The organism is Pseudomonas fjordensis (genome assembly GCF_976987115.1).
This window is the reverse complement of the sequence record NZ_OZ336860.1, coordinates 3,708,379-3,728,145: the sequence shown is the minus strand read 5'-3', so window position 1 is coordinate 3,728,145 and position 19,767 is coordinate 3,708,379. Positions and strand designations below refer to the sequence as shown.

General features: G+C 63.0%; 14 protein-coding genes. 9 read left to right on the top strand and 5 right to left on the bottom strand.

All coding sequences use genetic code 11. The features are described 5' to 3' along the window. Positions 1-4: 4 nt before the first annotated feature. From ACWHXD_RS16665 to ACWHXD_RS16655, 3 genes are all read right to left on the bottom strand, one after another. Positions 5-979: an ABC transporter substrate-binding protein gene (locus tag ACWHXD_RS16665; protein ID WP_138761546.1), complete on the bottom strand. Its 975-nt coding sequence runs from the start codon at positions 977-979 to the stop codon at positions 5-7. 82 nt (positions 980-1,061) lie between these two features. After that, positions 1,062-2,645 (bottom strand): rhodanese-related sulfurtransferase, encoded by a 1,584-nt coding sequence (locus ACWHXD_RS16660; RefSeq protein WP_138761545.1) that lies wholly within the window; start codon positions 2,643-2,645, stop codon positions 1,062-1,064. After that, positions 2,642-3,253, bottom strand: coding sequence for a cysteine dioxygenase family protein (locus ACWHXD_RS16655; protein WP_032896829.1), 612 nt, complete (start codon positions 3,251-3,253; stop codon positions 2,642-2,644). The genes ACWHXD_RS16660 and ACWHXD_RS16655 overlap by 4 nt, the downstream gene beginning before the upstream one ends. Positions 3,254-3,466: 213 nt before the next feature. Here ACWHXD_RS16655 and ACWHXD_RS16650 point away from each other — a divergent pair, with 213 nt between their 5' ends. Then, positions 3,467-4,372 (top strand): LysR family transcriptional regulator, encoded by a 906-nt coding sequence (locus ACWHXD_RS16650; RefSeq protein ID WP_032896831.1) that lies wholly within the window; start codon positions 3,467-3,469, stop codon positions 4,370-4,372. Between the two features lie 596 nt (positions 4,373-4,968). Here ACWHXD_RS16650 and ACWHXD_RS16645 read toward each other — a convergent pair. Continuing rightward, positions 4,969-5,754 (bottom strand): DeoR/GlpR family DNA-binding transcription regulator, encoded by a 786-nt coding sequence (locus ACWHXD_RS16645; RefSeq protein ID WP_138761542.1) that lies wholly within the window; start codon positions 5,752-5,754, stop codon positions 4,969-4,971. 120 nt (positions 5,755-5,874) lie between these two features. Between ACWHXD_RS16645 and ACWHXD_RS16640 the strand changes: the two genes are divergently transcribed. Beyond that, positions 5,875-7,035, top strand: coding sequence for an alpha-hydroxy acid oxidase (locus tag ACWHXD_RS16640; RefSeq protein ID WP_044270774.1), 1,161 nt, complete (start codon positions 5,875-5,877; stop codon positions 7,033-7,035). A gap of 192 nt (positions 7,036-7,227) precedes the next feature. On the opposite strand, the gene ACWHXD_RS16635 is transcribed toward ACWHXD_RS16640, so the two are convergent. After that, complete coding sequence (locus tag ACWHXD_RS16635) at positions 7,228-8,154, bottom strand: alpha/beta hydrolase (protein WP_032896836.1); 927 nt, start codon at positions 8,152-8,154, stop codon at positions 7,228-7,230. A gap of 165 nt (positions 8,155-8,319) precedes the next feature. Between ACWHXD_RS16635 and ACWHXD_RS16630 the strand changes: the two genes are divergently transcribed. The 7 genes from ACWHXD_RS16630 to uvrA all read left to right on the top strand — a co-directional run bounded on the left by ACWHXD_RS16630 (position 8,320) and on the right by uvrA (position 19,685). Then, positions 8,320-8,907: an NUDIX domain-containing protein gene (locus tag ACWHXD_RS16630; RefSeq protein ID WP_034125680.1), complete on the top strand. Its 588-nt coding sequence runs from the start codon at positions 8,320-8,322 to the stop codon at positions 8,905-8,907. Positions 8,908-9,491: 584 nt separating this feature from the next. After that, positions 9,492-10,109, top strand: coding sequence for a transcriptional repressor LexA (gene lexA, locus ACWHXD_RS16625; protein ID WP_019817581.1), 618 nt, complete (start codon positions 9,492-9,494; stop codon positions 10,107-10,109). Beyond that, entirely contained in the window at positions 10,109-10,723 is a 615-nt protein-coding gene (gene imuA, locus ACWHXD_RS16620) for a translesion DNA synthesis-associated protein ImuA (protein ID WP_003191873.1), read from the top strand. The genes lexA and imuA overlap by 1 nt, the downstream gene beginning before the upstream one ends. Positions 10,724-10,730: 7 nt before the next feature. After that, the gene (locus tag ACWHXD_RS16615) at positions 10,731-12,146 is read left to right on the top strand and encodes a Y-family DNA polymerase (RefSeq protein ID WP_138761541.1); all 1,416 of its coding nucleotides are present in this window, start codon (positions 10,731-10,733) and stop codon (positions 12,144-12,146) included. Positions 12,147-12,283: 137 nt separating this feature from the next. Continuing rightward, positions 12,284-15,355: an error-prone DNA polymerase gene (locus ACWHXD_RS16610; protein WP_138761540.1), complete on the top strand. Its 3,072-nt coding sequence runs from the start codon at positions 12,284-12,286 to the stop codon at positions 15,353-15,355. 101 nt (positions 15,356-15,456) lie between these two features. Then, entirely contained in the window at positions 15,457-17,169 is a 1,713-nt protein-coding gene (locus tag ACWHXD_RS16605; RefSeq protein ID WP_138761539.1) for an ATP-binding protein, read from the top strand. Beyond that, positions 17,166-19,685: an excinuclease ABC subunit UvrA gene (gene uvrA / locus ACWHXD_RS16600; RefSeq protein ID WP_138761538.1), complete on the top strand. Its 2,520-nt coding sequence runs from the start codon at positions 17,166-17,168 to the stop codon at positions 19,683-19,685. The genes ACWHXD_RS16605 and uvrA overlap by 4 nt, the downstream gene beginning before the upstream one ends. The last annotated feature ends 82 nt before the right edge of the window (positions 19,686-19,767 follow it).

The following is a 19,767-nucleotide window of genomic DNA, read 5'->3' as shown; positions in this document are numbered from 1 at the left end:
CTCCTTAGCGCGAGGCTTGTTCGAGGGGGATACGCTTGGCGTTGAAGCTGGAATCGAAGCCCTGGGAGACGTCGATGTGTTTGCTCTGCAGGCCTTCTTTTACGTAGGTGTCGGCGGTGGCTTGCAGGCCGTGGATCACCGTATCGTCAATCGTGACGGGGGACAGGTGGGTGTCTTTGGCCACTTCGATATGCACGGCCAGTGGCAGGCCAGTGATCTTGGCCTGGGCAGCGGCGTATGCCTCGGGATGGGTGTTGGCCCAGGCGTAGGCGCGATCAATGCGGGCGACAAAGTCGTCCAGTTGCACGCGCTTGTCGGCAATGGCCTGGCCGGTGGCGGCGAAGTACAGGTGATTGCTCAGCAGGTGCTTGCCGCTGACCAACACGCGAGCCTTGCTTTGTGAGGTGACCACGGTGGTGTAAGGGTCCCATGTCGCCCAGGCATCGGCGGTGCCGTTGTCGAGCACCAGCCGGGATTCGGCGGGCAGCAGGAAGATGAACTGCACATCCTGGGTGGTCAGCCCGGCATCGTTCAGGGCCTTGATCGCCAGGTAATGCCCGATGGAGCCGCGCCCGGTGACGATTTTCTTGCCCTTGAGGTCGGCCGCGGTCTTGATCGGTGAATCCTTGGGCACCAGCAGCGCGGTGGTGTTACGGCCTTCGGCATGGATGATGCTGATCACCTTGATCGAGGCGCCGGCGCCAAGGGCGAACACATAAGGGGCATCGCCCAGGGCGCCGACATCCACGGCACCGGCATTCAGCGCTTCGCCCAGGGGCGAGGCCGAAGGGAATTCCGACCATTTGATCTCGTAGGGCACGTTCTGGCTTTCGCCCGAGGCTTCCAGCAGCGCCTTGATCGTGGATTTCTGGTTGGCCACGCGCAGCGGTTGCAGGTCGCCAGCCTGGACGGTAGAAAGCAGGCCGAAGGCGAGGGCCGCGCCCAGCAACAGGCGTTTGAATGCAATGGCGTACAGCATGGGCAAAACTCCAAGCGTTAGGTAAAGGAAAGTACCTCCGCCTGGAGAAGGGGTCGGTTGAGCGAAACGGTGCTGCGGTGAATCAGATCACGTAGAAACCATGGGTGCCGTCGCGGGCCAGTTGTTCCACGAGGCCGAATTCCCAATCCAGGTAAGCCTGCATGGCTTCCCGTGGGTTGTCGGTGCCTTCGTAAGGGCGGCGGTAGCGGTCGATACGCGGGGAAGCCAGGTGGCTTTCGCCTGACTCAAGGGGCAGTTGCGCCTGGATCCAGCCAGCCGTGCCGTCCTGCAGCAAAAAGACCGGCTTGCCGGTGAGGGCCTCGACTTCCGGCACCGCCAGGCGCGCCAGTTGGCTGCTGCCGCAGGTCAATACATAGCGCTGGGCGCTCGTTACCTTGGCCAGGGCCTCTGGCAGTTGCGCGCGCAGCACCCACCAGGCGCCGGGGATATGACGTTTCACGTAGTTGGCGCTGGCCGTGAAATCCAGCACCAGGGTGTCGCCATGGCCGAGCCAGTCGGCAAGGGTGTGGGGGCTGATCAGTTCGGGCTGGGGCGGTGGCGGTACTGGCGCGACCCATGCCCCGTGTTCGCTGAAGTGCTCCGCTTGCAGGTCATCCAATACGTACACCTGCCAGCCCAACTGGGCCAGCCACGACGCGGACATATTGGCGCGTACGCCGTCGTCGTCCACCAGTACCAGGCGCGCACCGCGCACACTGGCAACGTGGTCGGTTTCCTGCACCAGTTGCCCGCCCGGGGTGGCGCGGGCGCCCGGCAGGTGGCCGGCTTCGAATTCTTCTACGGTGCGCACATCGAACAGGTAAGTGGTGCGTGTCGCGTCCTGTTGCCAGCGCTGCAGATCATTGAGGGTGGCACGTTTTACCGAGGCTTTGTCGGCAACACCACGGGCCTCTTGGGCGGCGAGCTGGCGATGGTTTTCCGAGGTTGGCGCAAAGCGGCGCGCCTGCCCATGGGCGAGGGTCTGCCCGGCCAAGGTCCAGCCGATGGTGCCGTTGCGCAGGGCCGCTACCGGGTTGGGGATGCCGGCATTGATCAACGACTGGGTGCCGATAATGCTGCGGGTGCGTCCGGCGCAATTGACGATAATGCGCGTGGCCGGATCGGGCGCCAGCTCACGGGCGCGCAATACCAGCTCGGCCCCCGGCACGCTGATGCCCGTGGGGATGCTCATGGTCTGGTATTCGTCGAAACGCCGCGCATCGAGCACCACCACATCAGCCTGGCTGTCGAGCAAGGCCTGGACCTCTTCGGCGGCCAGGGACGGCGTATGACGCTGGCTCTCCACCAGTTCGCCAAACGCCTTGCTCGGTACATTGACGTCGATAAACAGCTCGCCACCGGCCCGGCGCCAACCGTACAGCCCACCCTCCAGCAGGCTGACCTGGGTGTAGCCCAGTGCAACCAGGCGTTCGGCGGCGCGGTGGGCCAGCCCTTCGCCGTTGTCGTACAGGGTGACCTGGGTATCGCGGCGGGGAATGCGCGCGTACACCTCCAGTTCCAGCTTGGACAAGGGGATATTCGCGGCGAACAGCGGATGGGCCTCGGCAAAGGGGGCTTCCTCACGCACGTCGATCAGGGCGACTTCTTCGCGTGCCAACAGGGCCTGGCGAATCTGCGCAAAGCTGCGGGTTGATAGGGTGGTCATAGGGCAGGGCTCTTTTCTTTGGACAGGTCCCAGATGTTCGGGAGATAGGCGTTGGAATAACCGGAGATAAACAGTTTTTCGCTGCCGTCGGGTTGATACACCGCCCGGCGCACCGCGCCGATATTGGCGCCGTATACGTGGATGCTGATGGACACCTGGTCGTCGTGGGCATTGCTGACCTGATGAATATCGCCGACCTTTGGCGACACCGCCTCGACCTGGCCCGGCAGCAATTGCACGGGTTCGCCTTGCGCTACCAGGCTGCCGCTCGGCGCCCGGGCAAACCCCTGGGAAAACTCCGCCCCGCGCAACATGCCGATCAGCCCCCACACCCTGTGGTCATGAATCGGCGTGCGTTGCCCTGGCCCCCACACAAAGCTGACCACGCTGAAGCGCTGGCGCGAATCGGCATGCAGCAAGAATTGCTGGTAGCGCTCCGGGTCGGGCTGGGCGAACTCGTCGGGCAGCCAATCATCGTGGCTGACCAGTTGCGCCAGCAGCTTGCCGCCACGGTGCAGCAGGTCGCCTTCACGCGGGTTGCCGTCGATCAATTCCGCCAGGGCGCCTATGAAGGCTCTGAGTCTCTCGGGGTGTCGGGCCTGGGTCATGACCATTCCATCGGGCTGTTGGTGTGCTTTTATCTAAGCATAATGTTTATTTTTAATATGCTATTTTTTAATGATTAGCTTATAGCCGAAGGTAATTTAGAACCGGTTTGAATAGTGTTAGACGTTATTGATCGCAGGGTGGGCTATCCAGACCTGTGTGCGGCCACTATGCTTCACGCACATCTTAATGACTGATCTGTATGTGCGGCCCAAATGAAAATTGACGATATCGATGCCTTTGTCGAAGTGATTCGTTGCCAGTCCATCAGCCATGCCGCCGCGTCGTTGCAGCTGACCCAGCCAGCCATCACCCGCCGCGTGCAGAACTTCGAGCAGGCCCTGGGGGTGGAGCTGTTCGACCGCAACACCAAGCCGCTCAAGCCGACGCTGATCGGTACCCGTGTCTATGAGCAATGCCGGTTGATCCTGCGCGAGATGGATGCCCTGCGCGAACTGGTGGCCACCGATGCTCCGCCCACCGGCGTGCTGCGCCTGGGTGTACCGCAGACCATCGGCGATGTGGTGCTGCTGGACGCGCTCAAGCACCTGCGCAGCGAATACGCCGACTTGCGCGCCCAGGTTGCCACCGGCTGGGGCAGCCAATTGGTGGGCAAGATCGAACGCGGCGAACTGGATGCGGCGGTGGCGTTGTTTCCCGCGGGCAAGATCTTCCCGGACAACCTGGTGGGTGAGTCCATCGGCAAGATGGAGTTGGTGGTGGTCTGTGCCAAGGCGCAGTTGCCGAAGAAACCGTGCAAGCTGGCGGACGTGTACCAGAGCGGTTGGATTCTCAACCCGGACGGCTGCGGGTTCCGTGCGGGGTTGCAGCGCACCTTGTCTGACCAGGGCCTGGCGCTGCGGGTGAACCTGGAAACCTTTGGCACTGAACTGCAACTTGGGCTGGTGGCTGATGGCCTGGGCCTTGGCCTGGTGCCACGTCCGTTGCTGGAACGTAGTGCTCATCGCGAGCACTTGGCGGCGATGCCTCTCAAGGATTTCAAGCCGGTGATGGATTTGTGGCTGATCTATCCGCATTTTCTCGGCAACCTGCAAGGGCCGGTGGATGCGTTTGGTCAATGGGTGGCGGATGCTTTGCACAAGATTCGCAGCGCTGCCTGACGTCCTGCCAGCCGACGCCTATCCACCTGACACCCCGCGAATCAAATGTGGGAGCTGGCTTGCCTGCGATGACGGCCTCCCAGCCGACACCTATCTACCTGACGCCCCACAATCCAACTGTGTGGGCTTGCTCGCGAAGGCGGACTGACAGTCAACACAGTTGGATGGTGTACATATCCATTGCTGCGGTAACGGCCACTTAGGGTTCCGCCCTGACGGCGGCTCACTTTTGAACAGCGCAAAAGTAAGCAAAACGCTCTTGCCCCACCACTCGGCACCTCGCCTAGGCTCGGTGTGCCCGTAATCCGCCAGTGATTTGGGGGGCCGCCGCCACGCGCCATCCATGGCGCGGGGCGGCTAAACCGGCATCCCTGCCGGTTTACCCCCCAAATCCCCGTCGAATTCCGGCCAGCGTGGTTTGACGGGGCGCCTGAGATCAAGATCACAAGCGGCTCGCTTCGCATCGTGGTTACCGTTCCTAGATGGCTGGCTTGCCCTTTTTGTAGGAGCGAGCTTGCTCGCGAAAAACGTCAACGATAACGCGGGCTTCCTGAATGAACGCGGTGCCTGTGAGTTTTTCGCGAGCAAGGGTTGCATCACTGCACGTCCACTCGCTGCACTTGCAGCCCCAGCTGTTCATACGCCTGCACATCCGGCGCGTCCCGCTCGGTAATCAGCGTATGAATACGGCTGCACGGCGCAACCACAAAGGGTTCCACTGCGCCGAGTTTGTCTGAGGTGGTCACGGCGATGACGTGGGACGCGCTGTCGAGCAAGGCTTGCTTGACGGCCACTTCACCAAAGTGCAGCGAGGTGATGCCCACTTGCGGGTGCAGTGCGCAAACCCCGGTGAACAACAGGTCGGCCTTGACGCTCTGGATCAGGCGCACCGCTTCATGGCCGCCGGTGGAGAGGGTGGCTGGGTTGAGTGGGCCGCCGGCCAGGATGATCTTCACGTGCGGATGGTCGGCCAGGGCGATGGCGATCATCGGTGAGGGGGTGACCACGGTCAGGTGCAGTGCATGGGGCAAGCACTGCGCGATCTGCAAGGTGGTGGAGCCGGAATCGAACAGCACAATCTGGCCGTCTTCAACCCGGTCCGCCGCTACGCGTGCGAGGTGGCGCTTGACCTCGTTGGTCTCGCCGACCCGGGTAAAGAAATCCTTGCCGGTATCCTTGGGCCGGGGCAGGGCGCCGCCGTGTACGCGTTGCAACAGGCCGGCGGCGGCGAGTTCGCCGAGGTCGCGGCGGATGGTGTCCTGGGACACGGCAAAATGCTCGACCAACTCGGAGGCGGTGACCTTGCCGTCGCGTTCCAGCAACAACAGAATCTTCTGCTTGCGCAGGGAAGGCAGGTCGATGGCTTGATGGGTGTTGTGCATGTTTGTGCGCTTTATTGCGGGTTTGTGCGAGATTAATCGCCAGACCCTCTAAACGCAACGGCTGGTTGCCTACGCTCCTGCCGGTTACTCTCTGTGTTCAGTTCAGGGAGAGGTGACCCGATGCCGTTGATCACAACCATCGAAGACTTACGCAAGCTGGCGCAAAAGCGTGTGCCCCGCATGTTCTACGACTACGCCGATTCCGGCTCCTGGACTGAGAGCACCTACCGCGCCAACGAAACGGATTTTGCACGTATCAAGTTCCGCCAACGGGTGGCGCGGAATATCGACGAGCGTTCGATCCGCGCCAGTATGATCGGCCAGGACATGGCCATGCCCGTGGCGCTGGCACCGACCGGCCTGGCGGGCATGCAACATGCCGATGGCGAAATCCTGACTGCCCGTGCCGCTGCTGCGTTCGGGCTGCGCTATACCTTGTCGACCATGAGTATCTGTTCGCTGGAAGACATCGCCGAGCATGTCGGCCAGCCGTTCTGGTTCCAGCTGTATGTGATGCGCGACCGCAGTTTTATCGAGCAGTTGATCGAGCGCGCCAAGGCTGCCGGGGTGGATGCATTGGTGCTGACCCTGGATTTGCAGATTCTGGGGCAGCGCCACAAAGACTTGATCAACGGCCTGTCCGCGCCACCCAAGCTGACCCTGCCGAATATCCTCAACATGATGACCAAGCCGCGCTGGGTGATGGGCATGCTGGGTACTCAGCGGCGCGGCTTTGGCAATATTGTCGGGCATGTGAAGGGCGTGGCCGACATGAGTTCGCTGTCGTCGTGGACCGCCCAGCAGTTTGACCCGCGCCTGAGTTGGGACGATGTGGCGTGGATCAAAAAGTGTTGGGGCGGCAAGCTGATCATCAAGGGCATTCTCGATGTGGAGGATGCACGCTTGGCGGCCGATTGCGGTGCCGATGCGTTGGTGGTGAGCAACCACGGTGGCCGCCAGCTTGATGGCGCGCCGTCGAGCATCAGCCAATTGCCGGCGATTGTCGAAGCCGTGGGCAACCGCATTGAAGTGTGGCTCGATGGGGGGATCCGTTCCGGCCAGGACGTGCTCAAGGCCATGGCACTGGGCGCCAAGGGCACCATGATCGGCCGCCCGCATTTGTATGGGTTGGGGGCGATGGGCGAGGCGGGCGTGACCAAGGCGCTTGATATCATCGCCCGCGAACTGGACGTGTCCATGGCGCTCTGTGGCTATAAGGATATACGCGAGGTGAATCGCGAAATCCTGTTGCCCGGTACCTTTCCTGGAAGCACGGCTTGAGCAAAAAAAACGCAAAAATATAAAAAGAGTTGTCCACGAAAACCGTGGGTATCTCTGTGGATAACTTTGCGAAGGCCCGGCAGCGTTGGCGATTTCCGCGAAGATCATTATTTGATCAACTTGCATTTCGGGCCAACATGGCCAGGGTTTGCGCTTGACAGCCAAGCGCGAACCCAGTGTCGAAAAGCGTATTTACGAGGCGTTATCGCGGCCTGTGGAGTGTGTCACCACCTGGGCGGGCATCTTGGTGCGCATCAGGTTTTCCAGCGCCTGGCCATAACTGCGCCCAGCCAGGTTCATGCTGTTGTTGTGGCTGGCGCCTGGCACCAGCAACAGGTGCTTGGGCTGCTGGGCGGCTTCGAACAACTGCTGGCTGAAACGCGGCGGTACGTAGCGGTCGTCGAGGCCGTGGACCACCAGCAGCGGCATGTGGATGTCGGCAATCTTGTCGATGGAATCGAACTTCTGCGACAGCAACCAGCGCACCGGCAATGAGGTGTTGGCAACGGCCGTGGCGACATCCGCCAGGGAGGTGAAGGTGGACTCGATCACCAGCCCACGCACCGGCAGCGGCACCTGCTTGCCCAGCTCGGCGGCGAGGTCGATGGCGACCGCGCCACCCAGGGAGTGCCCGTAGATCAGGCGCTTGCTGGGGTCTGGTTGCAGGGTCTGGAAACGCTCCCAGGCAATGCGCGCGTCCTCGTACACCGTGGCTTCCGAGGGCAGGTCGCCCTGGCTTTGGCCAAAGCCGCGATAGTCGATGGCCAGGACCGAAAAGCCCAGGGCATGCAATTGCTCGATGCGAAACAATTGGCCCGTGAGGTTCCAGCGTACCCCGTGCAAGTAGAGGATGGCGGGCGCGTCTTTGTTGGTTGCCGGGTACCACCAGCCATGAATGTTTTGCCCTGCTTTGAAACTGGCGGGCTTGAGTTCAAATTCCTGCACCGCCTTGGGCAAGCCGGTGTACCAGCCGGCGGTTCCCGGCTCGATGCGAAACACAAGTTCGCGCTCTTTGTGTTGCAGCACAGCGCAGCCGACTGGCAGGCCGACGATCAACACCGCCATGCACAGCCAGACAAACCAGCGCAGGCCCCGGCGAGGGATAGAAGCAGAAGACATGAAGGTTCCAGAACAAAGGTGAAGCACGGGTTTTACCAGATGGCCTGGGTGGGCAGGCATTAATGCGACGATCGTGGCCGATGAAAGTGTTACAGCATTGAACAATCCTCGTGCGGATTGATAGGGTGGACGGCTTGAACCTGCCCCACCTGTAAAGGCCCACACATGAATAACAGCCCCGTGCGCATCACCGCCGAAGAAACCCTCTCGGACAACTGGTACCTGCTGAAGAAATACAGCTTCGACCTGCGCCGTCGCGACGGTAGTTGGCAAGCCCAGACCCGCGAGGTGTATGACCGGGGCAACGGGGCGACCATCCTGTTGTACAACCGCGAACAACGCACGGTGTTGCTGATTCGCCAGTTCCGCATGCCTACGTTCGTCAACGATTACCCCGGCTACCTGATTGAAGCGGCAGCCGGTTTGCTCGACAACGCCAGCGCCGAAGAGCGCATCCGCCTGGAGGCCGAGGAAGAGACCGGCTATCGCGTGGGGCATGTGGAAAAAATCTACGCGGCGTTCATGAGCCCGGGATCGGTAACCGAGCGGATTCACTTTTTTATCGGCGAATATCAGCCAGGTGACCGAGTGGGGGCGGGTGGTGGCCTGGAAGAAGAGGGCGAGGATATCGAGGTGCTGGAGCTGGGCTTCGAGCAGGCACTGGCGATGGTGCAGAGTGGGGAGATTGTGGATGGCAAGACGATTATGTTGTTGCAGCATCTGGAGTTGCGGATGTTGAAAGAGGGGTGGTGAGGTATGCCTTCATGTGCATAGGTATCTACGACGCTAAATCTGTGGCGAGGGAGCTTGCTCCCGTGACGATTAGACAGCCGACGCTGATCTAGCTGACGCACCACGATCCAAATGTGGGAGCTGGCTTGCCTGCGATGGCGGCCTGACAGTCAACACAGTTGGACCGTGTACATATCCATTCCTGCGGTAACGGCCACTTAGGGTTCCGCTCTGACAGCGGGTCACTTTTGGAAGGACCCAAAAGTAACCAAAAGGTCCTCGCCCCACCACTCGGCACCTCGCTTAGGCTCGGTGTGCCCGTAATCCGCCAGTGATTTGGGGGGCCGCCGCCACGCGCCATCCATGGCGCGGGGCGGCTAAACCGGCATCCCTGCCGGTTTACCCCCCAAATCCCTGTCGAATTCCGGCCAGCGTGGTTTAACGGGGCGCCTAAGATCAAAAGCCAGATCAAGATCAAGAGCGGCTCGCTTCGCATCGTTGTAACCGTTGAGCTTACAGACTTAAGTAGATACCTATGCCTTCATGTGGGAGCTGGCAATTAGCAGACTGACGGTTATTGTCAGAAATTTCCCACAGGAGTACAAATGTACTCCATGACAAACCTGACTCCCCGCCGCACTGCCATCCTGACCTTCATCCGCGAGCGCATCGCGCAACAAGGCCAGCCTCCCAGCCTCGCCGAGATCGCCGAGGCGTTCGGCTTCGCCTCGCGCAGCGTCGCCCGCAAGCATGTGGTGGCGCTGACTGAAGCCGGCTTTATCGAGGTCAACCCCAACCAGGCCCGTGGCATTCGCTTGCTCAACCAACCGGCGCGTCCCGAGTGGCTGGATGTGCCGGTGCTTGGCCGTGTGGCGGCCGGTCGGCCGATTGGCGCCGATGCCGAGGTGCACAGCCGCTTGCAACTGGACCCCGCCACCTTCGCCAAAACCCCCGATTACCTGCTGCGGGTGCAGGGCGATTCGATGATTGAAGATGGCATTCTCGATGGCGACCTGGTGGGCGTGCGCCGCAGTGCCGAAGCCTTGAACGGGCAGATTGTGGTGGCGCGCCTGGACGGCGACGTCACCATCAAGCGATTCGAGCGCCACGGCGACAGGGTTCGCCTGTTGCCGCGCAACCCGGCGTATCAACCCATCGTGGTCGGGCCCGAGCAGGACCTGGCCATCGAAGGTGTGTTCTGCGGCCTGGTGAGGCAAGGCTGATGGGCGCCGTGGTTGCCCTGGACTCGCTGTTCAATGGCGGGCGAGTCTGGAAGGGCCGGCCCGCCGCGCCACCGGCCAGCGTGCACCCCACGGGGCTGGCGGCGCTGGATGCGGTGCTGCCCAGTGGCGGCTGGCCGGAATCGGCCTTGAGTGAAATCCTGATGGCCCAGGACGGAGTGGGCGAGTTGCAACTGGTGCTGCCCACACTGGCGCGCTTGTCGGCCCTGGGCGAGCGCATTGTGCTGGTGGCGCCGCCCTATACCCCCTATCCCCATGCGTGGCAGAACGCCGGGGTGGATGTGCGCCAGTTGTCCATCATCCGGGCCGAGGAGCGCGACGCACTGTGGGCGGTGGAGCAATGCCTGCGTTCGGGCAGTTGCGGGGCGGTGTTGTGCTGGCCGCGCAAGGCCGATGATCGTGCCTTGCGGCGTTTGCAAGTGGCGGCCGAAACCGGGCAGACCCTGGCGTTTGCCTGGCGCTCCCTGAGCGAGGCGATCAATGCCTCGCCCGCCGCCCTGCGCCTGGCGGTTGAGGCCAGGCCCGCGCAAGTGCGGGTGCTCAAGTGCCGTGGCGGGCTGGCCCATCCGGCGCCGATTGCCCTGGCGGGGCATTGAGGTTGCCATGCGTTGGGTGTGTATTGTCTTCCCGCAATTGGCGCTGGACGGGGCACAGCGTGTGCACCCCGAACCCGAGCAGCCGCTGGCGCTGCTGGCCGGCACGTCGCAGCGGCGCGTGTTGCAAGCCGTCAACGCCGCCGCCCGCGCCTTGGGCCTGCGCCCCGGGCAATCGTTGACGGCAGCCCATGCCCTGGCCAAGCAGTTTGCCTGTGTCGAATACGACCCGTTGGAGATCGAGCGCCTGCAGCAGTTTCTGGCCGCCTGGGCCTATCGTTTCAGTTCCCAGGTCAGCCTGTATTACCCACGGGCTTTGTTGTTCGAGATCGAATCGAGCCTGGGCCTGTTCGGGCCCTGGCCGCAACTCGAAGCGCGTTTGCGCAAAGAGCTGACCGAGCTTGGCTTTCGTCATCGCATCGTCGCTGCGCCCAACCCGGCGGCGGCGCGGGTATTGGCAAACGGCTACGACGGCCTGGCCGTGGCCGATGACAGCGCTTTGATGCAGGCCCTGGCGTCGTTGCCTATCGACCGCGCGGGCCTTGAACCCCAGGCCGCCACCGCCTTGTCGCGCATGGGCCTGCGCGCCCTGGCCCAGGTGCAGGCCTTGCCCCGGCATACCCTGGCGCGACGCTTTGACGCCAGCCTGCTCAAGCACCTCGACGCCCTGAGCGGGCAGCGGCCATTGGCCCTGGATTTTTATCAACCGCCGGACCAGTTCGATGCACGCATCGAGTTGAATTTCGACGTGCAATCCCACCAGGCGCTGTTGTTCCCTTTGCGGCGCTTGACCGGCGACCTGTCGGCGTTCCTGTGCGGCCGCGACAGTGGCGTGCAGCGCTTTGACCTGCACCTGGAACATGCCCAGGCACACGACAGTGTGATCAAGGTGGGCCTGCTCAGCGCCGAGCGCGAACCTTCGATGCTGTTCGAACTGGCCCGTGGGCGCCTGGAACAGGTACAGGTCACCGCGCCGGTGCGGGGTGTGCGCCTGGTGGCCGAGGACTTGCCGGTGTTCGTGCCGCAACGCCAGGACCTGTTCGACGACCGCCCGCAACAAACCCTGCCGTGGGAACAATTGCGCGAACGCCTGCGTGCACGCCTGGGTGATGAGGCGGTGCAGGGCCTGCGTTTTCAGGCCGACCACCGCCCCGAATGTGCCTGGCAGGCCGCGACCGACAGCCAGCCGTGCCCGAGCTTGAGCAAGGTCCGGCGCCCAGGCTGGTTATTGCCGCAACCGACCTTGCTGGCCGAACACAGCGTACAGATCCTGATGGGCCCGGAGCGCATCGAATCCGGCTGGTGGGATGGCGCCGATGTGCGCCGCGACTATTACCTGATCCAGACCCGCGCCGGCCAGCAAGGCTGGGCCTATCGCACGGTGGGGCAAGGCGATGGGCTGTGGTTGCAAGGCTGGTTTGCATGAGCCCCCTTAGGCCACCACCTTCTGTAGGAGCGAGCTTGCTCGCGAAGATGGTCAACGATAACGCGGGAAACCTGGATGAACGCGGTGCCCTCGGGTTTTTCGCGAGCAAGCTCGCTCCTACAGGGGAGGGGTGACGCATGAGTTATGCCGAGCTGCACTGCCTGTCCAATTTCAGCTTCCAGCGTGGCGCCTCCAGTGCGCTGGAGCTCTTCGAGCGCGCCAAGGGCCAAGGCTACAGCGCCCTGGCGATCACCGATGAATGCACGCTGTCAGGCATCGTGCGCGCTTGGCAAGCCGCCAAAGCCGTGGACTTGCCGCTGATTATCGGCAGCGAAATGCACATCGAAAACGGCCCGAAACTGGTGCTGCTGGTGGAGAACCTGAGCGGTTACCAGCACCTGTGCCGGCTGATCACCCTGGCGCGGCGGCGGGCTGAAAAGGGCAGCTATCGCCTGCTACAGGAAGATTTCGAGCAACCGCTGCCCGGCCTGTTGGCGTTGTGGGTGGCGCAAGACAGCGACACCCAGGCCAGCCTCGACTGGCTGCGCCGCACCTTCGACCAGCGCCTGTGGCTGGCGGTGCACCTGCACTGTGGCCAGGATGATGCGCGCCATCTGCAACAGCGCTTGCAACTGGCCCACAGCCTGCAAATCCCTGCCGTGGCCTGCGGCGATGTGCATATGCATGCGCGGGGCCGCCGTGCTCTGCAAGACACCATGACCGCCATCCGCCACCACGTGCCGGTGGCCGAAGCCGGCGCGCGCCTGCACCCCAATGGCGAACGCCACCTGCGCAGCCTCGACGCGTTGGCGGCGCTGTACCCCCAGGCCTTGCTGGACGAAACCCTCGTCATCGCGCGGCGCTGTACCTTCGACCTCGGCCAGTTGCGCTATCACTACCCACGCGAGCTGGTGCCCGCGGGCCATGATGCCCAATCCTGGCTGCGCACCCTCACCGAAGAAGGCATCGCCCAGCGCTGGCCCGAAGGCATCGACGACAAGACCGTGCAGCAAATCCGGCGTGAGCTGCAGCTGATCAGCGAGCTGGGTTACGAAAGCTATTTCCTCACCGTGCATGACATTGTGCGCTTCGCCCGCAGCCGTTCGATCCTGTGCCAGGGCCGTGGTTCGGCGGCTAACTCGGCGGTGTGTTTTGCCCTGGGCATCACCGAAATCAACCCGAGCCTGACCAACCTGCTATTCGAGCGTTTCCTGTCCAAAGAGCGCAACGAGCCGCCGGATATCGACGTGGATTTTGAGCACGAACGCCGCGAAGAGGTGCTGCAATACGTGTTCCAGCGCTATGGCCGCACCCGTGCAGCCTTGACGGCGGTGGTCAGCAGTTACCACGCCACAGGCGCAGTACGTGATGTGGCCAAGGCCCTCGGGCTGCCGGCAGACCAGATCAACGCCTTGGCCGATTGCTGCGGGCGCTGGAGCGATGAAGCGCCACCGTTGGAGCGCCTGCGTGAAAGCGGCTTCGACCCGGACAGCCCACTGCTGCGCCGGGTCTTGACGCTCACCCAGCAACTGATCGGTTTTCCCCGGCACCTGTCCCAGCACCCTGGCGGCTTTGTGATCAGCGAATACCCGCTGGACACCTTGGTGCCGGTGGAAAATGCAGCCATGGCCGAGCGCACCATTATCCAGTGGGACAAGGACGACCTCGACGCCGTCGGTTTGCTCAAGGTGGACATCCTCGCCCTGGGCATGCTCAGCGCGATCCGCCGCTGTTTCGATTTGCTGCGCCGGCACCGCCACCGGGACTTGACCCTGGCCACGATTCCCAAGGAAGACCCGGCCACCTACGCCATGATCAGCAAGGCCGACACCATCGGTGTGTTCCAGATCGAGTCGCGGGCGCAGATGTCGATGCTGCCCAGGCTCAAGCCGCAGACGTTTTATGACCTGGTGATCGAGGTTGCCATTGTGCGCCCCGGGCCGATCCAGGGTGGCATGGTGCATCCGTACTTGCGGCGGCGGAACAATGAAGAACCCACGACCTATCCGTCGCCGCAATTGAAAGCCGTGCTGGAGCGCACTCTGGGCATCCCGCTGTTCCAGGAACAGGTGATGCAAATCGCCATGGTCGCCGCCGACTACAGCCCCGGCGAGGCCGACCAGTTGCGCCGCTCCATGGCCGCCTGGAAACGCCACGGCGGCCTGGAGCCCCATCAGCAACGCCTGCGCACCGGCATGCTCAAAAACGGCTACACCGAAGCCTTTGCCGCGCAGATTTTCGAGCAGATCAAGGGCTTTGGCAGCTATGGTTTCCCTGAGTCCCACGCCGCCAGTTTCGCCTTGCTGACCTATGCCAGTTGCTGGCTCAAATGCCATGAGCCGGCGGCCTTCGCCTGCGCCTTGATCAACAGCTGGCCCATGGGCTTCTACAGCCCGGACCAGATCCTGCAGGACGCGCGGCGCCATCGCTTGCAGATCCGCCCCGTGGATGTGCAGGCCAGTGACTGGGACTGCAGCCTGGAGCCCATTGACGGCCAGCAACCGGCGATTCGCCTGGGTCTGCGCATGATCTCGGGGTTTCGCGAGGAAGATGGGCGGCGTATCGAAGTGGTGCGTCAGCGTCGACAGTTCAGCGACATCGCTGACCTGGACGCCCGCGCCGGCCTGGATGCACGTGCCCAGGCGCTGCTGGCGGACGCCGGGGCCTTGCGCGCCCTGGCCGGCAACCGCCATCAGGCACGCTGGGACGTGGCCGGTGTGCATCAGCAACTGGGCTTGTTTGCCGGCCTGCCGAGCCCCGATGAAACGCGGGTGGCATTACCCGAGCCCACGGTAGGCGAGGACTTGCACGCCGATTACGCTAGCCTCGGTACCACCCTGGGGCCCCATCCCCTGGCGTTGTTGCGCGCCGAGTTACGCCGGCGCCGCTGCCGCAGTTCCCAGGAGTTGCTGATGGTGGAACATGGGCGCAACGTGAGCGTCGCCGGGCTGGTCACCGGCCGCCAGCGCCCAGGCACGGCGAGCGGCGTGACCTTTGTCACTCTGGAAGATGAGTTCGGTAACCTCAATGTGGTGGTCTGGCGCGACCTGGCCGAGCGTCAGCGCCAGGCGCTGGTGGGCTCGCGTTTGCTCAAGGTGGACGGCCGTTGGGAGGCGGTGGGCGAGGTGCGGCATTTGATCGCGGGGCGCCTCACCGATTTGACGCCGCTGCTGGAGGGGATTGTGGTGCGCAGCCGGGACTTTCATTGAGTTCCAGGGGTTTGTGCATTCCTGTGTATTCAAGATGAAACCATCCACCGCTGGCGTGCTCCAAAACTTGCGACTGTCTTGTCCCCGCACAGAGCCCAATCATGCAATTTTTATCCAACCCCCACGGCTGTGAAGGCTGGGCCGGCGAAATGGCCCAGCGGATTCGCACATTTGACTGGTCCAGTACCGACCTTGGCCCCTTGGATCAGTGGTCCACGAGCCTGGCGTGCACCGTGCAAATGATGCTGGCCTCACCCGTGCCGATGGTGATGCTGTGGGGGCGGGCGGGGTACATGATCTACAACGACAGCTATTCGGTATTTGCCGGCGGGCGCCATCCCTACCTGTTGGGCACACCGGTAGAACTGGGCTGGCCGGAAGTGGCCGAGTTCAATCGGCATGTGGTGGATACGTGCCTGGCGGGCGGCACCTTGTCGTTCAATAACAAGGAGCTGGTGTTATCGCGTCACGGCCAACCGGAAAGCGTATGGCTGGACCTTTATTACAGCCCCGTGGCCGGGGACAACCAGCAGCCGGCCGGGGTGCTGGCGATTGTGGTGGAAACCACCGAGCTGGTGAAGTCCGAGCGGGTGCGCCAGGAGCTCACCCATAATCTGGAGCAGCGCGTGGCCGCTGAAGTGCAGGCGCGGTCGGCCGCCGAAGACCAGTTGCGCCAGTCCCAGAAGCTGGAAGCGATTGGCGGCCTGACCGGTGGCGTGGCCCATGACTTCAATAACCTGCTGCAAGTGATCGCCGGCAACCTGCATTTGCTTGCCCGGCATGAACCGGACAACCCCCAGGTGCAACGTCGCGTCACCGCCGCCATCGCCGCCGTGGAACGTGGGGCCAAGCTGTCCTCGCAACTGCTGGCCTTTGCCCGTCGCCAGCCCTTGTCGCCGGCGGTGTACAACCCGCAGCGCATCTACGCCGGCCTGGGTGAGCTGTTGCAACGGGCGCTGGGGGAAACCATTCATATTGACGTGCAATTGCCCCAGGATTCCTGGTGCATCAATGTCGACCGCAACCAGTTGGAAAACGCGCTGCTCAACCTGGCGATCAATGCCCGGGATGCCATGCAGGGCGAGGGCGTGATTCGTATCACCGGGGAAAACGTCATCCTCAACCCGGACGATTGCGTGGGTAAAAGCATCAAGCCCGGCGAGTACGTGCGCCTGGCAGTGGCCGACACCGGCGTGGGCATGTCCGAGGCAACCCTCAAGCGTGCATTCGAACCCTTCTTCACCACCAAGCGCGAAGGCCACGGCACCGGCCTGGGCCTGAGCATGGTGTTCGGTTTTGTGCGCCAAAGCGGCGGGCATGTGGACATGTGGAGCGAGGAGGGCAAGGGCTCGGTGGTGCAGATGTATTTTCCCCACTGCCTGGAGCCTGAATGCTTCGACGACGACAGTGATGCGGATCCGCAAGGCAGCGGCCAGGAAACCATCCTGGTGGTCGAGGACAATGAAGGCGTACGCCTGACGGTGGTCGAGTTGCTGCAGCAGTCGGGCTATACCGTACTGACCGCCGAGGATGGTGACCGCGCGATGCAAGTGTTGCAGCGCGGCGTGTCGCCGGACCTGATCTTTACCGACGTGGTGATGCCCGGCCGGGTCAAGAGCACCGACCTGGCCACTTGGGCCCGCGCACAGAACCCGCCGGTGCCGGTGCTGTTTACCTCCGGCCACACCCGCGACATTCTGTCTTCCAATCATCTGCTCAGCGCCGATATCCACCTGCTGAGCAAACCCTACAGCCCCGATGCCCTGACCCAACGCGTGCGCAGGGTGCTAAGCGCAAGACAAGGTTGCCCATGACATCACCGCACAACATCCCGCCGCTCACCGCCCAGCAAACGGGCTTCGTCAGGGTGCGTGGCGCCCGTGAACATAACTTGCGTAATGTCGATGTGGATATTCCCCGGGACGCCCTGGTGGTGTTTACCGGCGTGTCTGGCTCCGGCAAGTCGTCCCTGGCGTTTTCCACCGTGTATGCCGAGGCCCAGCGCCGCTATTTCGAATCGGTGGCGCCCTATGCGCGGCGCCTGATCGACCAGGTCGGCGTGCCGGATGTAGACAGCATCGAAGGCTTGCCGCCTGCTGTGGCCCTGCAACAGCAACGCGGTACACCCAGTGCGCGCTCGTCGGTGGGCAGTGTCACCACCTTGTCGAGCTTGATCCGCATGCTTTATTCCCGCGCGGGCCGTTATCCGAAAGGGCAGGCCATGTTGTACGCCGAGGACTTCTCGCCGAACCTGCCTCAAGGCGCGTGCCCGCAATGCCATGGCCTGGGCCGTGTGTACGAAGTGACCGAGGCGCTGATGGTGCCCGATCCGTCGTTGACCATCCGCCAGCGTGCAGTGGCGTCCTGGCCGTTGGCGTGGCAGGGCCAGAACCTGCGCGACATCCTTGTGACCCTGGGCTATGACGTGGACATCCCATGGCGCGACTTGCCGAAAAAGCAGCGCGACTGGATCCTGTTCACCGAAGAAACCCCCACCGTACCGGTGTACGCCGGCTTCACCCCGCAACAGACCCGCGAGGCGTTGAAACGCAAGTTGGAGCCCAGTTACCAAGGCACCTTCAGCGGCGCTCGGCGCTATATCCTGCACACCTTCGCCCACACCCAAAGCGCGCTGATGAAAAAGCGTGTATCGCAGTTCATGCAAGGCAGTGCCTGCCCATTGTGCGAGGGCAAACGCCTGACCCAGGCGGCGCTGTCGGTGAAGTTTGCCGGGGTGGATATCGGCGAGTTATCGCAACTGTCCCTGGCCCAATTGGCCGAGTTGCTGCGGCCGGTGGCAGCGGGGCAAGACACCATGAAGCTGTCGGTGGAAAAACGCCTGGCGGCCCAACGCATTGCCCAGGACTTGCTCGAGCGGGTCAATACGTTGATCGAGCTGGGCCTGGGTTATCTGTCCTTGGAGCGCAGCACGCCGACCTTGTCGTCCGGCGAGCTGCAGCGTCTGCGCCTGGCCACCCAATTGGGTTCGCAGTTGTTCGGCGTTATTTATGTGCTCGATGAGCCTTCGGCGGGTCTGCACCCGGCCGATGGCGAGGCGTTGTTCACTGCCCTTGATCGTTTGAAAGCCGCAGGTAATTCACTGTTTGTGGTGGAGCATGACCTGGAAACCATGCGCCGCGCCGACTGGCTGATCGACGTGGGCCCGGCTGCCGGCGAGCATGGCGGGCAAGTGCTCTACAGCGGGCCGCCCGCAGGGTTGGCGGATGTCGAGGCCTCGCAGACCCGCGAATACCTGTTTGCTCAACCTGGCCCGACCAATGCGCCAAGCCGCGAGCCGGCCGGGTGGCTGAAGCTGGAGGGCGTGACGCGAAACAACCTGAACAATTTGAACGTGGATTTCCCGCTGGGCTGTTTCACCGCGGTGACGGGGGTTTCCGGCTCGGGCAAATCCAGCCTGGTCAGCCAGGCGCTGCTGGAGCTGGTGGGCACGGGCCTGGGGCGCGTGCTGGAAAGCGACGACGAACCGAGCCTGGAGGATGCCGCACCGCAAGCCAGTGGCGGGCATATCAGCGCCGGGCTGGAGCACATCCAGCGCTTGGTGCAGGTGGACCAGAAGCCCATCGGCCGCACGCCGCGCTCCAACCTGGCGACCTACACCGGGCTGTTCGACAACGTGCGCAAACTGTTCGCCGCCACGCCAGCGGCCAGGAAGCGCGGCTACGATGCCGGGCAGTTCTCCTTCAACGTCGCCAAGGGCCGTTGCCCGAACTGTGAGGGTGAAGGTTTTGTCAGCGTTGAATTGCTGTTCATGCCCAGCGTGTACGCGCCATGCCCGACCTGCCACGGCGCGCGCTATAACCCCGATACCCTGGCGATCAAATGGCAGGGCTTGAACATCGCCCAGGTGCTGGGGCTGACGGTGGAGCAGGCGGTGCAGGTGTTTGCCGAGCAGCCGGGCATCCTGCGTTCGTTAGTCGTGCTGCGCGATATCGGCCTGGGTTATCTGCGCCTGGGGCAGCCGGCTACCGAGCTGTCCGGCGGTGAAGCCCAACGCATCAAGCTTGCTACCGAGCTGCAACGCAACGCCCGGGGCGCCACCTTGTATGTCTTGGACGAACCGACCACCGGCTTGCACCCCAAGGACGTCGATCGTTTGCTCAGCCAGTTGAATCACTTGGTGGAGGCGGGGCATACGGTGGTTGTGGTGGAACATGAGATGCGCGTGGTGGCCCAGAGTGACTGGGTGATTGATATCGGCCCGGGGGCAGGGGACCTGGGCGGAACGGTGGTGGCGTGCGGCACGCCCCACCAGGTTGCCAAGAGCACACACAGCCGCACCGGGCCTTATCTGGCCCAATCACTGATCTAACCGGTGCTGATGTCCAAAATGTGGGAGCGGGCTTGCTCGCGAAAGCGGCAGGTCAGTCAACATCAATGTGTGCTGGGCCGAC